The 15,420-nt window shown below is 65.8% G+C and carries 12 protein-coding genes; 5 read left to right on the forward strand and 7 right to left on the reverse strand.

What is annotated here, in order from left to right; genetic code table 11:
- The first annotated feature begins 7 nt into the window (after positions 1 to 7).
- Positions 8 to 2,116 carry an ATP-dependent DNA helicase RecG gene (gene recG / locus BBX35_RS01355; protein WP_067215163.1) on the forward strand — a complete coding sequence of 703 codons (2,109 nt, stop codon included), beginning with the start codon at positions 8 to 10 and terminating at the stop codon, positions 2,114 to 2,116.
- Positions 2,117 to 2,137: 21 nt separating this feature from the next.
- Here the strand turns inward: recG and BBX35_RS01360 are convergent, their stop codons facing one another.
- Positions 2,138 to 2,809 carry a DUF502 domain-containing protein gene (locus BBX35_RS01360; protein ID WP_208979781.1) on the reverse strand — a complete coding sequence of 224 codons (672 nt, stop codon included), beginning with the start codon at positions 2,807 to 2,809 and terminating at the stop codon, positions 2,138 to 2,140.
- 232 nt (positions 2,810 to 3,041) lie between these two features.
- Here BBX35_RS01360 and BBX35_RS01365 point away from each other — a divergent pair, with 232 nt between their 5' ends.
- Positions 3,042 to 3,449, forward strand: coding sequence for a YbaN family protein (locus BBX35_RS01365; protein WP_067215167.1), 408 nt, complete (start codon positions 3,042 to 3,044; stop codon positions 3,447 to 3,449).
- A gap of 174 nt (positions 3,450 to 3,623) precedes the next feature.
- Positions 3,624 to 5,087 carry a peptidoglycan-binding domain-containing protein gene (locus tag BBX35_RS01370; protein WP_067215169.1) on the forward strand — a complete coding sequence of 488 codons (1,464 nt, stop codon included), beginning with the start codon at positions 3,624 to 3,626 and terminating at the stop codon, positions 5,085 to 5,087.
- 88 nt (positions 5,088 to 5,175) lie between these two features.
- Here the strand turns inward: BBX35_RS01370 and glmS are convergent, their stop codons facing one another.
- The gene (gene glmS / locus BBX35_RS01375) at positions 5,176 to 7,002 is read right to left on the reverse strand and encodes a glutamine--fructose-6-phosphate transaminase (isomerizing) (RefSeq protein ID WP_067215172.1); all 1,827 of its coding nucleotides are present in this window, start codon (positions 7,000 to 7,002) and stop codon (positions 5,176 to 5,178) included.
- 270 nt (positions 7,003 to 7,272) lie between these two features.
- Here glmS and BBX35_RS01380 point away from each other — a divergent pair, with 270 nt between their 5' ends.
- Complete coding sequence (locus tag BBX35_RS01380; RefSeq protein ID WP_141687797.1) at positions 7,273 to 8,325, forward strand: SPOR domain-containing protein; 1,053 nt, start codon at positions 7,273 to 7,275, stop codon at positions 8,323 to 8,325.
- Positions 8,326 to 8,379: 54 nt separating this feature from the next.
- Positions 8,380 to 9,360, forward strand: a complete 981-nt coding sequence (locus BBX35_RS01385) for a DMT family transporter (protein WP_083205960.1) — start codon at positions 8,380 to 8,382, stop codon at positions 9,358 to 9,360.
- Positions 9,361 to 9,427: 67 nt separating this feature from the next.
- On the opposite strand, the gene BBX35_RS01390 is transcribed toward BBX35_RS01385, so the two are convergent.
- The 5 genes from BBX35_RS01390 to soxB all read right to left on the reverse strand — a co-directional run bounded on the left by BBX35_RS01390 (position 9,428) and on the right by soxB (position 15,301).
- A complete protein-coding gene (locus BBX35_RS01390) occupies positions 9,428 to 10,705 on the reverse strand; it encodes an FCSD flavin-binding domain-containing protein (protein ID WP_067215177.1) in 1,278 nt (425 codons plus the stop codon).
- A gap of 74 nt (positions 10,706 to 10,779) precedes the next feature.
- Complete coding sequence (locus tag BBX35_RS01395; RefSeq protein WP_067215179.1) at positions 10,780 to 11,517, reverse strand: c-type cytochrome; 738 nt, start codon at positions 11,515 to 11,517, stop codon at positions 10,780 to 10,782.
- Positions 11,518 to 11,586: 69 nt separating this feature from the next.
- A complete protein-coding gene (locus BBX35_RS01400; RefSeq protein ID WP_067215182.1) occupies positions 11,587 to 12,249 on the reverse strand; it encodes a c-type cytochrome in 663 nt (220 codons plus the stop codon).
- Complete coding sequence (gene soxC / locus BBX35_RS01405) at positions 12,233 to 13,522, reverse strand: sulfite dehydrogenase (RefSeq protein WP_067215184.1); 1,290 nt, start codon at positions 13,520 to 13,522, stop codon at positions 12,233 to 12,235. Before soxC ends, BBX35_RS01400 begins: the two co-directional genes overlap by 17 nt.
- A gap of 84 nt (positions 13,523 to 13,606) precedes the next feature.
- The gene (gene soxB, locus BBX35_RS01410; protein ID WP_067215186.1) at positions 13,607 to 15,301 is read right to left on the reverse strand and encodes a thiosulfohydrolase SoxB; all 1,695 of its coding nucleotides are present in this window, start codon (positions 15,299 to 15,301) and stop codon (positions 13,607 to 13,609) included.
- Positions 15,302 to 15,420 lie beyond the last annotated feature (119 nt).

The following is a 15,420-nucleotide window of genomic DNA, read 5'->3' on the forward strand; positions in this document are numbered from 1 at the left end:
CTCGTCCATGCGTCCTTCTAGTCTCGATCCGCTGTTCGCGCCCGTTTCCTCCCTGCCCGGGGTCGGCTCCCGGCTGGCCGTGCGCCTTGCCAGCCTGCTTGGAACGGATCCGGAACGCGAGCCGCATGTCATCGACCTGCTGATGCACATGCCGAGCGGGGTCATCGACCGCCGCCTGCGCCCCGGCATCGCCCGTGCGCCGGAAGGCGCCATCGTTACGCTGGAAGTGCGGATCGACCGTCATCAGGCACCTCCCCGCGCCAGCCGCGCGCCCTACCGAATCTTCGGCCACGACGACAGCGGCGAGATCGCCTTCGTGTTCTTCCATGCCAATTCCAGCTGGCTGGAGAAGTCCATGCCGGTGGGCGCCGATCTGATCGTCTCCGGCCGGGTCGAATGGTTCAACGGCCGCCCGCAGATGGTCCACCCCGACCATGTGGTGTCGGCGGACGAGGCAGACACGCTGCCGCTGGTCGAACCGGTCTATCCGCTGACGCAGGGCCTGTCGGGCAAGGTGCTGCAAAAGGCCATCGCTGCGGGCCTGGAGCGCGTGCCGGATCTGCCCGAATGGCTGGATGCCGCCCATGGCAAGCGGGCGAACTGGCCCTCGTTCCGCGAGGCGCTGACCGCGCTGCATCGGCCCGACGAGGCGCGCCTTGCCGAACACGGCGAGGACAGCGCCGCTCTCGCGCGTCTCAGCTACGACGAGTTTCTCGCGAACCAGCTGGCGCTGGCCCTCGTGCGCCGCTCCCTGCGACAAACGCGAGGCATCGGCCGCAAGTTCGACGGCGTCCTCAAGGCGAAGATCCTCGCCGCCCTTCCCTATTCGCTCACCAATGGACAAGCACAGGCCGTCACCGAGATCGAGGAGGATCTCGCCTCGCCGATCCGCATGCTGCGCCTGCTGCAGGGCGATGTCGGCGCCGGAAAGACCGTGGTGGGACTGCTGGCGGCAGCCGCGGCCATCGAGTCGGGCGCCCAGACCGTGCTGATGGCACCGACCGAGATTCTTGCCCGCCAACACCACGCCTCTCTCGCCCCGCTCTGCGAGGCGGCAGGCATTCGCCTTGCCATCCTCACCGGGCGGGATGGCGCGCGCCACAAGCGCGAGACGCGGGCAGCCTTGGAGGCGGGAGAGATCGACTTGCTGGTCGGCACCCATGCGCTCTTCCAGTCGGACATCGCCTTTGCCAATCTCGGCCTTGCCATCGTCGACGAGCAACATCGCTTCGGCGTCCACCAGCGCCTGATGCTCGCCTCCAAGGGACAGGGCGTCGACATGCTGGTGATGACGGCAACGCCTATCCCGCGCACGCTGGTGCTCACCTATTTCGGCGACATGGAAGTTTCTCGCCTGACGGAGAAGCCCGCCGGCCGCCAGCCGATCACCACGGTCGCTGTGCCGCTCGACCGGATGGACGAGGTGGTCGAGCGCCTGCGCGTCGCCTTGCAGGAGGACAAGAAGGCCTATTGGGTGTGTCCGCTGGTCGAGGAATCCGAAAAGTCGGACCTCGCCGCCGCCGAAGAACGACACGCGGTCCTGACGCAGCTCCTGGGACCGCGCGTCGCGCTGGTGCACGGGCGCCAAAGCAGCGACGAGAAGGACGCCGCGATGCGCGCCTTCAAGGATGGTCCAGTCCAGCTGCTCGTCGCCACCACGGTGATCGAGGTCGGCGTCGACGTGCCGGAAGCCTCCATCATCGTCATCGAGCATGCCGAGCGGTTCGGTCTGTCGCAGCTGCACCAGCTGCGTGGACGGGTCGGGCGCGGCAAGGAAGCCTCGACCTGCCTTCTGCTCTACAAGACACCGATTGGCGAAACCGCCCGTGCGCGCCTCTCGATCATGCGCGAGACCAATGACGGCTTCCTGATTGCCGAGGAAGATCTGCGCCTGCGCGGCGAAGGCGAAATCCTCGGCACCCGCCAGTCCGGTACGCCGGGCTTCCGTATTGCCGATGCCGGGACGCAAGCCGATCTGCTGGAAACGGCGCGCGACGACGCACGCCTGGTGCTGGAGACCGAGCCGGCCCTCGATGGCAAACGCGGTCCGCACCTGAAGATGCTGCTCTATCTCTTCGGACGCGACGAAGCGGTCCGTCTGCTGCGCGCGGGATGAGGAGACAAGTGTCGCAGGTCTTCAACCGGCCGTGACGACAGCCTCGGCCTCGGTCTTCTGCTGCTGCATCGCGGCGAGCTTCTCGTATTCGGGGCTGACCAGGCCGGCGGATATCACGAGCTTCGCCGCGTCCTCGACGGTCATGTCCAGCTCGATGATCTCGCTCTTGGGCACATAGAGCAGAAATCCCGACGTCGGATTGGGCGTCGTCGGAAGGAAGACTGCGGTGACGTCGGCTCCCACCTGATCGAGACGATGCGCGACCTCGCCGCGCGCGTCCGTTGCAATGAAGACGATGGCCCACAGACCGGGGCGCGGATACTGGATGATCGCCGCCTTCTTGAAGCTGTTGGACCGCTCCGCCAGCACGGTCTCGAAGATCTGCTTCAGGCCGCTGTAGAGATTGCGCACCACCGGCATGCGGCCCAGCAGCAACTCGCCATAGGACAGCAGCGTCTTGCCGGCGATGTTCGCCGTAAGGAAGCCGATGACGACGAGCGCCAGGAACGCGACGATGAGGCCGACACCGGGGATGGGAAAAGGAAGATAGGTATCGGGATTGTAGACATGCGGGATCAGCGGCTTGATCCAGCCGTCGACCCACTGGATGATCGACCAGGTCAGATAGGCCGTGATGCCGAGCGGGCCGGCGATGATCAGTCCGGTCAGAAAATAGTTCCGCATCCGGGTCATGGCTCGCGGCCGTGCAACCGGCACGGAGGTCGGCTCCAGGTCTTCGGAATTGCTGCTTCCGCTCATAATTGCTTCACGTCCTGACATCTGGCGATGCGGCTTCGGCCGCTCCGCCTTCGCACCCTGCCTCTCGCATATTGCGATGTTGCAGCGCCGAACTAGCCCCCTGCCCGAACATTTGATAGTCAGCCTGAGCGAATGAGCAAGCCGCCCATGGAGACAAACCGGTTTCATGGACCAGAATGCACCCACGCCCAGCTCCTCCTGGGCCCTGCGTCTCGGTTACCGGCTGCTCGGCGTGCTGCTGGTTGCGATCGGGATCATCGGCGCATTCCTGCCGCTGCTCCCCTCGACCATCTTTTTCATCGGTGCGACGGCCTGCTTCGCCCGTTCCTCGCCCGCGCTTGAAGCCTGGCTGCTTGAGCATCCTCAATTCGGCCCCGGCATCCGCGCCTGGCGCGAGGAAGGGGCCATACGCCCGCGCGCCAAGATCGCCGCGCTCAGCGGCATGGCCTTCGGCTATGCGGTCTTTCTGCTGTCGGCAAGGCCGACCCTGCCGCTCGCCGTGTTCGTCGGCGTGGTCATGATGGGCTGCGCCACCTATGTCGCCTCGCGCCCCTCCGGCTCGGAGCCGACCTGAAGAACCCTGATGCCTCTTCCTCACCAGTGGTTTACCATCGTGTGACAAGGCGCCGCACCATGTGATGTCCGTCACGGCGACAGGCTGGTCGCACGCGCAGACTTGCCTCATCCCGTCATCCGATCCCCGCCAGGACAGGCCGACGGTCAAACCAGAGACTGCGAGGATTTGGCAATGACCAAGAAAACACATGCTGTTGCAGGCGTGACCTGCGCCGACCCTCCGCCCCTGACAGCCGGTCTGCGAGCCGCCGTCTGGCTGCTCATGGCAATGACGCTGGCATTCTTTGCCTTTCTGCAAACGCCGGCAGCCGCCCAGCCGCTCGATCTTGGCCGCGACCGACCGATCATCCTGCCCGAGCGGCCGATCCTCTGTGCTCCGCCCCGGGTGATGCAGAACGGCCGTTGCGTCCGCCCCGACCGGCCGGTCCTGTGCCCGCCGCCGCGGGTGATGCGTGGCGGGCGATGCGAAATGCCGGAGCGGCCGGCCGTCTGCCTGCCGCCGCGCGTCATGCGCAACGGACAGTGCGTGCTGCCGGCTCCGGTGATCTGTGCCCCGCCGCGCGTGATGCAGAACGGCCGCTGCGTGATGCCCGACCGGCCGATCATCTGTCCGCCGCCGCAGGTTCGCCGCGGCAACCGCTGCGTCATGCCAGAGCGTCCCGAGTGCCGCCCGCCGCGCGTCATGCGTGGAGGTCGCTGCGTGTTGCCGCCGGTCGTCTGCCGTCCGCCGGAAGTGCGCCAGGGCAATCGCTGCGTGATGCCGGACCGTCCGCCGGTCTGCCGTCTGCCCTACATCTATTCCGCCCGTGAGCGTCGCTGCATCCTGCCGGTTCCGGTCCCGCCGATCGCTACCCCGCCGGCCTGCATCGCGCCCTGGCAGTACTCGCGCTCCGCAGGCGGCTGCATCTGCCCGAGCGGCTATGTGGTCGACGGCGGCGAATGCGTGCGCCGCGACAGCCAGGCCTGCACGTTCCCGTTCGTCTATTCCTCGAACCAGAACCGCTGCGTCTGCGCACAAGGGTATCGTCCCTTCGGCGCCGGCTGCGCGCCCGAGCGTCCCGCTCCGACGCCGCAGGAGAACATCTCCTGGATCCAGGCCTGCCTGAACGCCTCCGGCTACGATGCCGGTCCGGTCGACGGCCTGACCGGACGCCGGACGCGCGAAGCCTGGGCCAGCTTCCGCGAGGACAGCGACCTCGGCACCGACGAGGCGCCGTACACCGACCCGGAGACCCTGGCCAAGCTCTTCGCCGCCTGCAATCCGGCCGGTGAAAGCGAGAACGGCGCAGCGGCTCCCGATACGGGCGCAGGCGAGGATACAGGCGCCGACGGCACGGATACGGGAGATGCCGGCAGCGTGCCTTCGGCCGGACCGTTTGCCGCCGCCCCTGCCCTGTGTGCCAGCGGCCGTCTCTACAGCCTGCTCAGCGCCGAGGACGAGAGCCTGGAGCCCTGCGGCCGCAGCTGCATCCCGGCGCCGGAAGGCATGAGCGAGGAAGAACTGCTCCAGCAACAGGAGCGTCAGGGCATCACCTGGTGCCGCTCCTGTGTCACCGTCGGTGCGCTGGGCATGCTGTGCCCCGCTGCGGCCGACACCGAGGACGCTGCAACGAACGAGCAGAAGCCGGCGAACTGAACCTTGCTCGTCTGAAAAACAGGAAAGGCCGCCCGGAGAGCCTCCGGGTGGCCTTTTCGTTTCGGACCAACGGGACAGACGGTGCCGCCTACTCCACCGTGACCGATTTCGCGAGATTGCGCGGCTGGTCCACATCCGTGCCCATGAAGACAGCGGTGTGATAGGCGAGCAGCTGCACCGGCAGCGCGAAGACGATGGGTGCGATGAACTCCGGCACGTCCGGAACCACAACCGTGCGCCAGGTCGGGGCGCCGCAGGCGGCAGCGCCCTTCTCGTCGGTGATCAGCACCACCTTGCCGCCGCGCGCCGCAACCTCTTCCATGTTCGAGACGGTCTTCTCGAACACCTGGTCGAACGGCGCGATGACGATGACCGGCACGTCCTCGTCGATCAGCGCGATCGGGCCATGCTTCAGCTCTCCGGCCGGATAACCTTCGGCGTGGATGTAGGAGATTTCCTTCAGCTTCAGCGCGCCTTCCATGGCGAGCGGGAAGCTGGTCCCGCGTCCGAGGTAGAGCACGTCGCGGGCCCGCGACAGCGGCTGGGCCAGCGCCTCGACCTCTGCCTCGAGCGACAGCGCGCGGTTGACCGTGCCCGGCACCTCGGCAAGGGAACGCACCAGCGCGGCCGCCTCGTCGGCGGAGACGTGGCCGCGCTGCACGCCGGCATGCACCGCAAGCGAAGCCAGGACGGCCAGCTGGCAGGTAAACGCCTTGGTCGAGGCGACGCCGATCTCGCGGCCTGCAATCGTCGGGAAGACGAGATCCGCCTCGCGGGCGATGGTCGATTCCGGCACATTGACGACCGCGGCGACCTTGATGCCCTGCGATTTGCAGTAGCGAAGGCCGGCCAGCGTGTCCGCCGTTTCGCCGGACTGCGAGATGAACAGCGCCATGTCGCCCTTGCGGATCGGCATTTCGCGGTAGCGGAACTCGGAGGCGACATCGATGTCGACCGGCAGCCTTGCGTAGCGCTCGAACCAGTATTTCGCCACCAGACCCGCGTAATAGGCGGTCCCGCAGGCGGAAATGATCAGCCGGTCGAGCGGCGCGAAATCGATCAACGTGCCGTTGGTGAAAGTCGTCTGCATCTTCGACAGGTCGAGATAGCGCGACAGCGTATGGCCGATGACCTCCGGCTGCTCGTGGATCTCCTTCGCCATGAAGTGGCGATAGTTGCCCTTGTCGATGGTCAGCGAGACCGCCTGCGAGGAGATCACCGGCCGCTCGACCGGCGCGTTGGACGCATCCATGATCTCGCAGCTGTTCCGGGTGAGCACCACCCAGTCGCCTTCCTCCAGATAGGAGATGCGGTCGGTAAATGGCGACAGCGCAATGGCGTCCGAACCGAGGAACATCTCGCCCTCGCCATAGCCGACCGCAAGCGGAGACCCGCGCCTTGCGCCGATCAGAAGGTCTTCCTGCCCCTCGAAGATGAAGGCCAGCGCAAAGGCGCCTTTGAGCCGGGGCAGCGTCACGGCCACCGCATCGCGCGGGCTGGCGCCGCGGGCCAGCTCCCGCGAGACCATATGCGCGACGACTTCCGTATCGGTATCGCTGGAAAGTTTGGCACCGCCGGCCTGCAGCTCGCCGCGCAGCTCCAGATAGTTCTCGATGATGCCGTTGTGCACGACCGCAACACCGGGAGCGGAATGCGGATGCGCGTTGGCCTCGGTCGCTGCGCCATGCGTCGCCCAACGCGTATGGCCGATGCCGGCAAGGCCGGCAATCGGCCCACGCTCGAGCTTGTCCTGAAGGTTGCGCAGCTTGCCGGGGGCGCGGCACCGCACGAGCTGTCCGGCATCGAGCGTTGCAACGCCGGCCGAATCGTAGCCACGATATTCAAGGCGTTTCAGCGCATCGACCAGCAGGCTCGCGACCGGCTGCTTTCCCAAGATCCCGACGATTCCGCACATATGTGACTGTCTCCAAAGGCCGCTGTCCGGGCGCACCGTTTCGGCGCCCCGCCTGTCGTGTCTGGCCACACCCTTAGCGAACGCAGCCCCTCTCCGCACAATCAAAACCTGTTTCAATTCGTGACACGGATTTGCAAACAAAGACGAAACGGCGGCCATCGCATCTCGGCAAAATTGCTTAAAACCCTTTGTGTCGACAGAAACTTCAGGCCTTGTTAACCATGTTCGGCATTCTCTGGTGAGAGACGAAGCAGGCGCGGGAAACGCGGCGTGAAACCGCTACAGGCGAGCAAGAGAAAACGGCCGGTCCACATATCCGGCGACACGCGAACCGTCGCGCTCTGGGGCGGCGGCGCGATGCTCTTCGCCATTGTCGGCGCGGCCTCGATCTTCCTTGCTCACGAATCTCCCTTTCATGCGCGCCAGGCCGGCACGATGCTTCTTCCGCCGGTCGGCGAAGTCGGCAGCACCGCTTCGATCAATTCCCGCCCATCCGGCGGGGTAGAGATTTATCCGTCCGACGGCGGCGTCGAAGGCGCGCAGGCTCGCCGCCTGATGCAGGCCGAACTCGAGACCTTGCGGCGCGAGGTCGCCGAATTGCGCCGTGCCATGTCGGTGATGCATGAGCGCGGCGAGATTCTAATCGAGCGCAAGGAGCAGGCCGCCGAGGCAGAAGCCGCAGCCCCGCCCGCCACCTTCCGCGAAAACGTGGACGCAGCCGTCGACGCGCGCGCCGGCACCCCGACGCCGGTCGAAACGCTGCCCGCGCCGAGCGCCCGGCGCGCCGAGCCGCAGGCAACCGAACAGGTCACTGAAGCTCCGGAAGCCGACGCAAAAGCGACCGCCGCCAAATCGGAAAACCTCATCGAGGCCGCCCTGCCCGAGACGCTGCGCCAGCCGGTGCGCATCGTTGCCCTTCCGGTGCCTGGAGAGGCGACGAACACCGCTTCGATCCCGGCAACGAACACGGACGAGACGCCAGCGGAAGCGCCGTCCCTGTCCGTGCGGGATGCTGCTGGGCACATCGCCTCCGACAGCGGCGACCGCATCCAGCGCACGGATTTCGGTATCGATCTCGGACCATACGCCTCACAGAGTGCGGCAGAAGAGGCCTGGTCGGGCCTGCGCGCAGCGCACAAGGACCTGCCGACGCAGGTTCTCAGCCGTATCGTTCCGGACGAAGACGGGGGCGAAGGCGTGCGCCTCTATGCCGGCCCCTACCCAAACGCTGCCGATGCAGCGGCGACTTGCGTCTACATCGCAGACGAGGGTATCAGTTGCCGGCCCGTGCCGTTCCCGCGGGACCGTACCGAGCAGCGCTAGAGGCGACCGGACGGCCTGTTGCGAGCGGCTGCCCCTCCCCTGGTCAGGCTTTCCATGTTCGATCCCACGAATGTCCGACAGCGGGCCTTTGCCCTGCTTCTCGTCATGCCGCTGTTCTTCGCCTCCAACATCGTCATCGGCCGCGCTGCCGCCGATACGGTCGAGCCCTGGACGCTGGCGTTTCTTCGCTGGCTCGTCGCCCTGCTGATCCTCCTGCCCTTCGCCTTGCCGGGTCTCAAGGCGCACGGGCGCGACATCGTCCGGAACTGGGATCTCATTGGCGTGATGGGCCTGCTCGGAATGTGGTTCTGCGGCGCCGGCGTCTATTTCGCGCTGCGCTACACCAGCGCCACCAACGGGACGCTAATCTACACGTCATCGCCGGTGCTTATCCTGGTGCTGGAATGGCTGTTCCGCGGCCGTGCCATCGGCCGGCGCGAAGCCATCGGCATCGTGCTGGCGATCCTCGGCGTCGTCGCCATCGTGGTGAAGGGTTCGCTCGCCCAGCTGTTCGCGCTCCGCTTCAACGCAGGCGATGTGATCTTCGCCATCGCGGCGCTCAGTTGGGCTGTCTATTCGGTGCTCCTGAAGCGCAGCACGCTCTCCGCCGTCCCGACGATGTCGCTCTTCGCGGCGCTTGCCTTTGCCGGCGTCGTCACGCTCGCCCCCTTCACGCTGGTGGAGATCGCCGAAACCGGACACTTCCCGGCATCCCTCGATGCCTGGCTGTCGATCTTCGGTCTCGCCTCCATTTCCTCCGTTCTGGCCTTCTACTGCTTCCAGCACGGTGTCGCGGTGATCGGCCCTTCCACGGCGGGGCTGTTCATGTATCTGCTACCGCCCTACGGCGTACTGATGGCCGTGGTGTTCCTGGGCGAGGAACTGCACGGCTATCACTTTGCCGGCTTTCTTCTGATCATGGCGGGCCTGCTGCTCGCGACCGCGCCGGCAGCGCTATGGCGCCGGATTGCCGCGATGCTCCCGCCTTCGCTCACGCATGCTTTGCCGGGCCGTGCCAGGGCCGCTGCCGAGTAAGTCACGCAAAAGCCGCCGGACCCAGGGCCCGGCGGCTTGAAGAGTTTCAGCGGAAAACCGGCAGGTATCAGCCGAACATGTCGGCCGTGATGCCCTCGTACCAGCCGACCGACTCCTCGTAGGTCGTCTTCCTCAGAGCCGCGTCCTCACCGGTCTGGCTGATGAAGCTGTCGACCGAGGTGATCTTTTCTTCGCCGGCTTCGTATCTCGCCCCAACCTTCACGCCGTCGTCGGTCGCGATGAGGCTCCAGCAGGTGTTGGAGAACCTCGGCGGGAACTTGTTGGAGCCCGTGAGGTCGGCCCGGATCGCCATTGCCGCAACCTTGGCCTGGCTGTTGGCGGAAAAGCCCGACTTCGGCATGTCGCCGGCAATGCAGGCATCACCGATGACATGGATGTTCGCATCCACCTTGCTTTGCATCGTCGCCGGCTCGATGGCGCAGTAGCCGCTCTCGTTGGTCAGGCCTGCCGCCTCGGCGATCCGTCCGGCCTTTTGCGCCGGGATGATGTTGGCGACATCCGCCTTGATCGTATCGAGGCCGGTGACGATCTCGCCCGTCTGCGGGTCGATGCTCTCGATGCCGCCATGGATGGAGGCGGGCAGCCACTCGACCATACCGGGATAGTGCTTCTCCCATCCTTCCATGAAGAGCGCCTGCTTGGAGAACGCCTCCTTGGGGTCGATCACGACGATCTTCGCCGTCGGATTGGAAGTCTTGAGCACATGCGCGACCATGGAGATGCGCTCGTACGGCCCGGGTGGGCAGCGATAGGGGTTGGGCGGGGCCACCATGGCGAAGGTACCGCCCTCGCGCATCGCCGCGATCTTGTTCTTCAGCAGCGCGGTCTGCGTTCCCGCCTTCCAGGCATGCGGCATCAGCGAAGCGGCTTCCAGCGAGTATCCCGGCACGCTGTCATAGATGAGATCGATGCCCGGCGAGACCACCAGCTTGTCGTAAGGCACGCTGCCGCCGCCGGCGAGCGCCACCGTCTTCGCATCGCGGTCGATGCCGATCGCCCAGTCATGCACCACGTTCACGCCGAACTCGGAGGCGAGCTTGTCGTAGGTGTGGCCGATGGATTCCAGCGAACGATAGCCGCCAAGATAGAGGTTGGAGAAGAAGCAGGTGTAGTAGGCCTTCGTCGGCTCGATCAAGGTGACGTCGATGGCACCCTGACTGTCCTTGGCGAGATAGCGCGCCGCCGTCGCGCCGCCGGCACCGCCGCCGATCACCACGACCTTCGGCCGCGCCTGGCCATAGGCCGCACGCCCCATCCCCGACAGCAGTCCTACGCCGGCAATTGCCGCCGTGCCCTTCGCAAACCCGCGCCGTGTAATACCCATGCTCTGCTCCTCCCGTTCCCGCCTTGCGGGTTACCCTCGATTGTTCAACCTGAAGTTATCCTCTTCCCTACTCTTCACTCAAGCGTTTCGAAATAGACCGCCAGCGACGCGATCTCCTCGTCCGTCAGGCTCGCGGCCACGGAGCGCATCACCGGGTTCTCCCGGTGCTTCGACCTGTAGGCATGCATGACGGTCACGAAGCGGCGTGCCGGCCAGCTGGTGATGGACGGAATGCCCTTGTCCTCGCCGCTGGCCTGGTGACAGGTGACGCATTCGCTGGACAGGTATTCGCCGTAGGCGGAATCACCCGCGATCGACAGGATGTGCTCGGGAAGGTCGGGATCGCCTGCCGATGCATGCACGGGCGCCGTCGGCGGCGTTTCGGGAATGTTGGAGGGGCCGGGCGAATGCTGGCGGATGAAGGCGACAAGTGCCTTCTGGTCGGCTTCGGCCGTGAGACCGCGGAACTTCATCCGCGTGCCTTTGACCGTCCCCGACGGGTCGCCGATGAAGCGGGCGAGCGCTGTCTCGTCCCACACCAGACCGCCCTGCCCGGCCTGCTCCATCGCATCGGAATAGCGGAACCCTTCGAGGGTGCCTGCCCGGCGACCGAAGATGTTGTTGAGATAGGGTCCGACCGCATGCCGGGCCTTCGGCCCGACCTGATGGCAGGACTGGCACTGGCGGAACAGCTTGCTGCCCTTCTCGACCAGTTCGTCACGCGCCTGGGCCGAAAGCACGCTTCCCGCCCAGGCAATCGCAAGCGTGATGCCCAGAACGCCAGACAGCACGCCGGACCGAACGCCACTCATTCCCATTCTCGCACTCCCCCTCCCAAGGTGACGAGAAACGATCGAAGCCCGCCGTCCCGGGCTCGATGGCTAGTCGACCGACATGCCGGCAGCCTCTTCGTCTTCCGGTGTCACGTCGATGATACGGGCCCGCTTCGTGATCTTCACATCCGTCTTGCAGTCCGTCATGCACAGTTCGGCCGTCGCCTTCATCGGCTCTTCCGACCGCGTATCGTCGATGAACCCATCCTCGTTCGGCATCTTGATCGAGCTGAAATTCTCCTTCGAGAGCTCGAACTCCTCATCCGTCACGACGTCGTTCAGATACAGAAGATATGCAACGATAGCATAGGTTTCGTCGGGGGATAGGCTTTGCGCATTCCCAAATGGCATGGCTCTATAGACGTAATCGTAGACGGTCGACAGGTACGGCCAGTAAGAGCCGATCGTCTTCACCGGATCGTGCGACGACAGAGAACCAGCCCCGCCGGCCAGAACCGGCCAGCGTCCCGCACCCTCGCCGAAATCGCCGTGACAGGCGGCGCATTGCTCCGAGAAGATGGCCTCGCCCTCGGCGACCGTTCCGCGCCCCTCCGGCAGCCCCTGTCCGTCCGGACGCACGTCGATGTCCCAGCCGGCAACCTCCTCGGGCGTGGCCGGCGTTCCAAGGCCGAGCTTGCCCGCCGAGGCCGGCATGCTTCCGGCGACGGCCAGCGCCAGGACGAGAGCCGCGGACTTAAGAGATCTCGACATTTTCCACGCTCCCATCGGCCTTGACCTCCCAGGTCTGGATGCCGTTGTTGTGATAGATGGAGTTGGTTCCGCGCGCGGCGCGCAGTTCGTTCTTGGTCGGCTGGACGTAGCCCGCATCGTCATAGGCACGCGACTGCAGCAGCAGCGGAGACCCGTCCCAGTCGAACTCGTAGTAGAAGCGATGCAGCGCCTTCGGCAGGCTCGGCCCGTCGATGCGCGCCTGGTGCCAGTTGCGTCCGCCGTCGGTCGTGACGTCGACCCGGGTGATGCGGCCGTTGCCCGACCAGGCAAGCCCGCTCAGCACGGTCTGGCCGCGGCTGTGCAGGAGCGGCGCCTGCGGGCTCGGGTTGGTGATCACCGACTTGGTGTCCATCACCCAGGTGAAGCGCCGCGCCTTGCCGTTTTCCAGCAGGTCCGTGTATTTCGACGTCTCCTCGCGGGCATGCCACGGCTCGTCGCCCACCTCGATGCGGCGCAGCCACTTGACCCACATGTTGCCTTCCCAGCCCGGCACCACCAGGCGTGCGGGATAGCCCTGTTCGGGGCGCAGCGCCTCGCCGTTCATCTTGAAGGCGACCATGCAGTCGTCCAGCGCCTTTTCCAGCGGGATCGAGCGGTTCATGCCGGCGGAATCGCCGCCCTCGGGCATGACCCAGCGGGCATTGGTCTTCACCCCCGCCTCTTCCAGCAGGTACTTCAGCGGCACGCCGGTATACATGACACAATGGACCATGCCGTGGGTGAACTGGCAGCCGTTCAGCTGGGCACCGCGCCATTCCATGCCGGAGTTGGCGGCGCATTCCAGGAAATAGATCCGGTTCTCGCGCGGGAAGCGCTTCAGGTCCTCCAGCGTGAAGACCAGCGGCGTTTCGACGAGGCCATTGATCATCAGCCGGAAATCGGTCGGGTTCATATCCGCAACGCCGCTGTGATGGCGCTCGAAGCACAGCCCGTTCGGCGTGATGATGCCGTCCAGCTCGTGCAGCGGCGTGAAGTTCACCGAACTCTCGCGCGAGGCCGTCAGCCATTCGACGCTGCGGCGCACCACATGCGCCTCGTGCTCGGACGGCATGCCGTAGGGCGCGGCATCCACGCCGGCGCCCAGATAGCGGCTCCAGTCGGCGACATTCGGCGGCAGATTGTCCGGATTGACCTCCGAGGCCCGGGAAAAGCCGCCTGTCGCGACCAGCCCGCCAGCCGCAAGTCCCGCCTTCAGAAGCGACCGGCGGCCCGGGCTGGCAAGCACCCCGTCAGGTCCTGGTGTTTTCTTCATCTCGTCCTCCGCAGGCATCTTTTCAGATACGCGATTTCATATGATTGAATATTAAGGGCGGAGCTTCACCCCGCATCCGCTCTCTCAGATCCCGGTGACGCGCACGGCGCGGTTCGGCTCCAGCGTGACCGTGCCGCGGTCCTTCAGATGGGCCTCGACCACATCCCAGATCGCGGGGCCTTCCGTCCCCTCGTTCACGCTGGCCCAGCCGGTCACCACATAGCTCTTGCCGGCCTCGACGGCCGTCCCGTCGGCGATGACCGTCATGTCGGAAATCCGGCTGCCGATCTCCTTGGTGGGATCGATCGAATAGGCCATGCCGCCGACGCGGACCATGTCGCCGCCCTGCTGGTAATAGGGATCGACGTTGAAGAGGTTGTCCGCCACATCCTCGAGGATGTCCTTCAGCATCGCGCCGGTCATTTCCGACCGGTAGGCGGCCGGATAGGTCATCGACGTCGCGTTGTGCAGGTCCTCGACGGTGATCGGCTGGCCGGCCGGTACCGACGTCCCCCATCGGAAGCCCGGAGACAGGGCGATCTGCGCCTCGCGCTGCTCCAGCAGCGCATCGCAGATGAGATCGTCGAACGTGCCGTTGAAGTTGCCGCGCCGATAGAGCAGCGTTTCGGTCGTCGCCAGTTCGCGCGCCAGCTCGTCCGCATGGGGTGCACGGACCTTTTCCACCAGCGCAGCCATCTCCGCGTCCGGCGTGATGACATCCGAGAAGATCGGGATCAGCCGGTAGCGGAAGTCCTTCACCTCGCCGCCCTGCACGTCGAGATCGAGGCGCGAGACGAACTTGCCGTTGGAGCCGGTGGCGACCAGCAGCGTCTTGCCCACCTTCACCGGCTCGGGCAGAGCATCATGCGTGTGGCCGGTGAGGATCACGTCGAGACCGGTGACGCGGCTTGCCAGCTTGCGGTCGACGTCGAAGCCGTTATGCGACAGCAGGACGACGAGTTCAGCGCCTTCCGCACGCACCGCATCGATATTCGCCTGCACCTCCTCCTCGCGGATGCCGAACGACCAGTCGGGCATCATCCAGCGCGGATTGGCGACCGGCGTATAGGGGAAGGCCTGGCCGATCACGGCGACCTTGATCCCGCCGCGCTCGAAGATGCGATAGGGCTCGAAGACCGCCTCGTCCCATTCGGTGTCGCGGATATTGCTGCCGAGGAAGGCATAGGGAAGTCCCTCGACCAGTTCCTTGACGCGCTCCGCCCCGTAGGTGAACTCCCAATGGCCGGTCATCGCATCGGGCGCCAGCGCGTTCATGACCTCGATCATGTCCATGCCGCCGGTGTTTAGAGAGGTATAGCTGCCCTGCCAGGTGTCGCCGCCGTCGAGGAACAGCATCCGATCCTCGCGCTCGGCACGGATCGACTTCAGCACGGTGGCGATGCGGTCGACGCCGCCCATCCGCCCATAGGCGCGCGACAGGGAATCGAAATCGACCGACGTCAGCGCATAGGCTTCCGGAGAGCCCGGCTGCAGGTTGTAGAGCTTGAGGAAATCCTCGCCGGTCACGTGCGGCGGCAGGCCCTTCACCTCGCCGACGCCCAGATTGGTCGACGGCTCGCGGAAGTAGACCGGCATCAGCTGGGCGTGGATGTCCGTCAGATGCACCAACGTGACGTTGCCGAGCGGCCGGAACGACAGCAGGTCGTCCTGGCTCAGGCTCTGCTGGGCCGCCAGCCGCGCCCACTGGCCGAAGCCGGAACCGCTGGTCAGGGCACCGGCGGCCACCGCCGCCATCAGGAACTCACGCCGGGAAATCATGCTCGCTCATCCACTCCGGGTCGTTCTTCGCCATCGCCCGTGAACGGGCAAAGCGAAGCCGTTGCGCCGCAAGGGCGCGAACGGAACACCTCTGTTTTCGTCAATGGTCGGGGCGGCAC

Origin of the sequence: Stappia indica, from assembly GCF_001696535.1 — a bacterium.
Lineage (GTDB): Bacteria > Pseudomonadota > Alphaproteobacteria > Rhizobiales > Stappiaceae > Stappia > Stappia indica.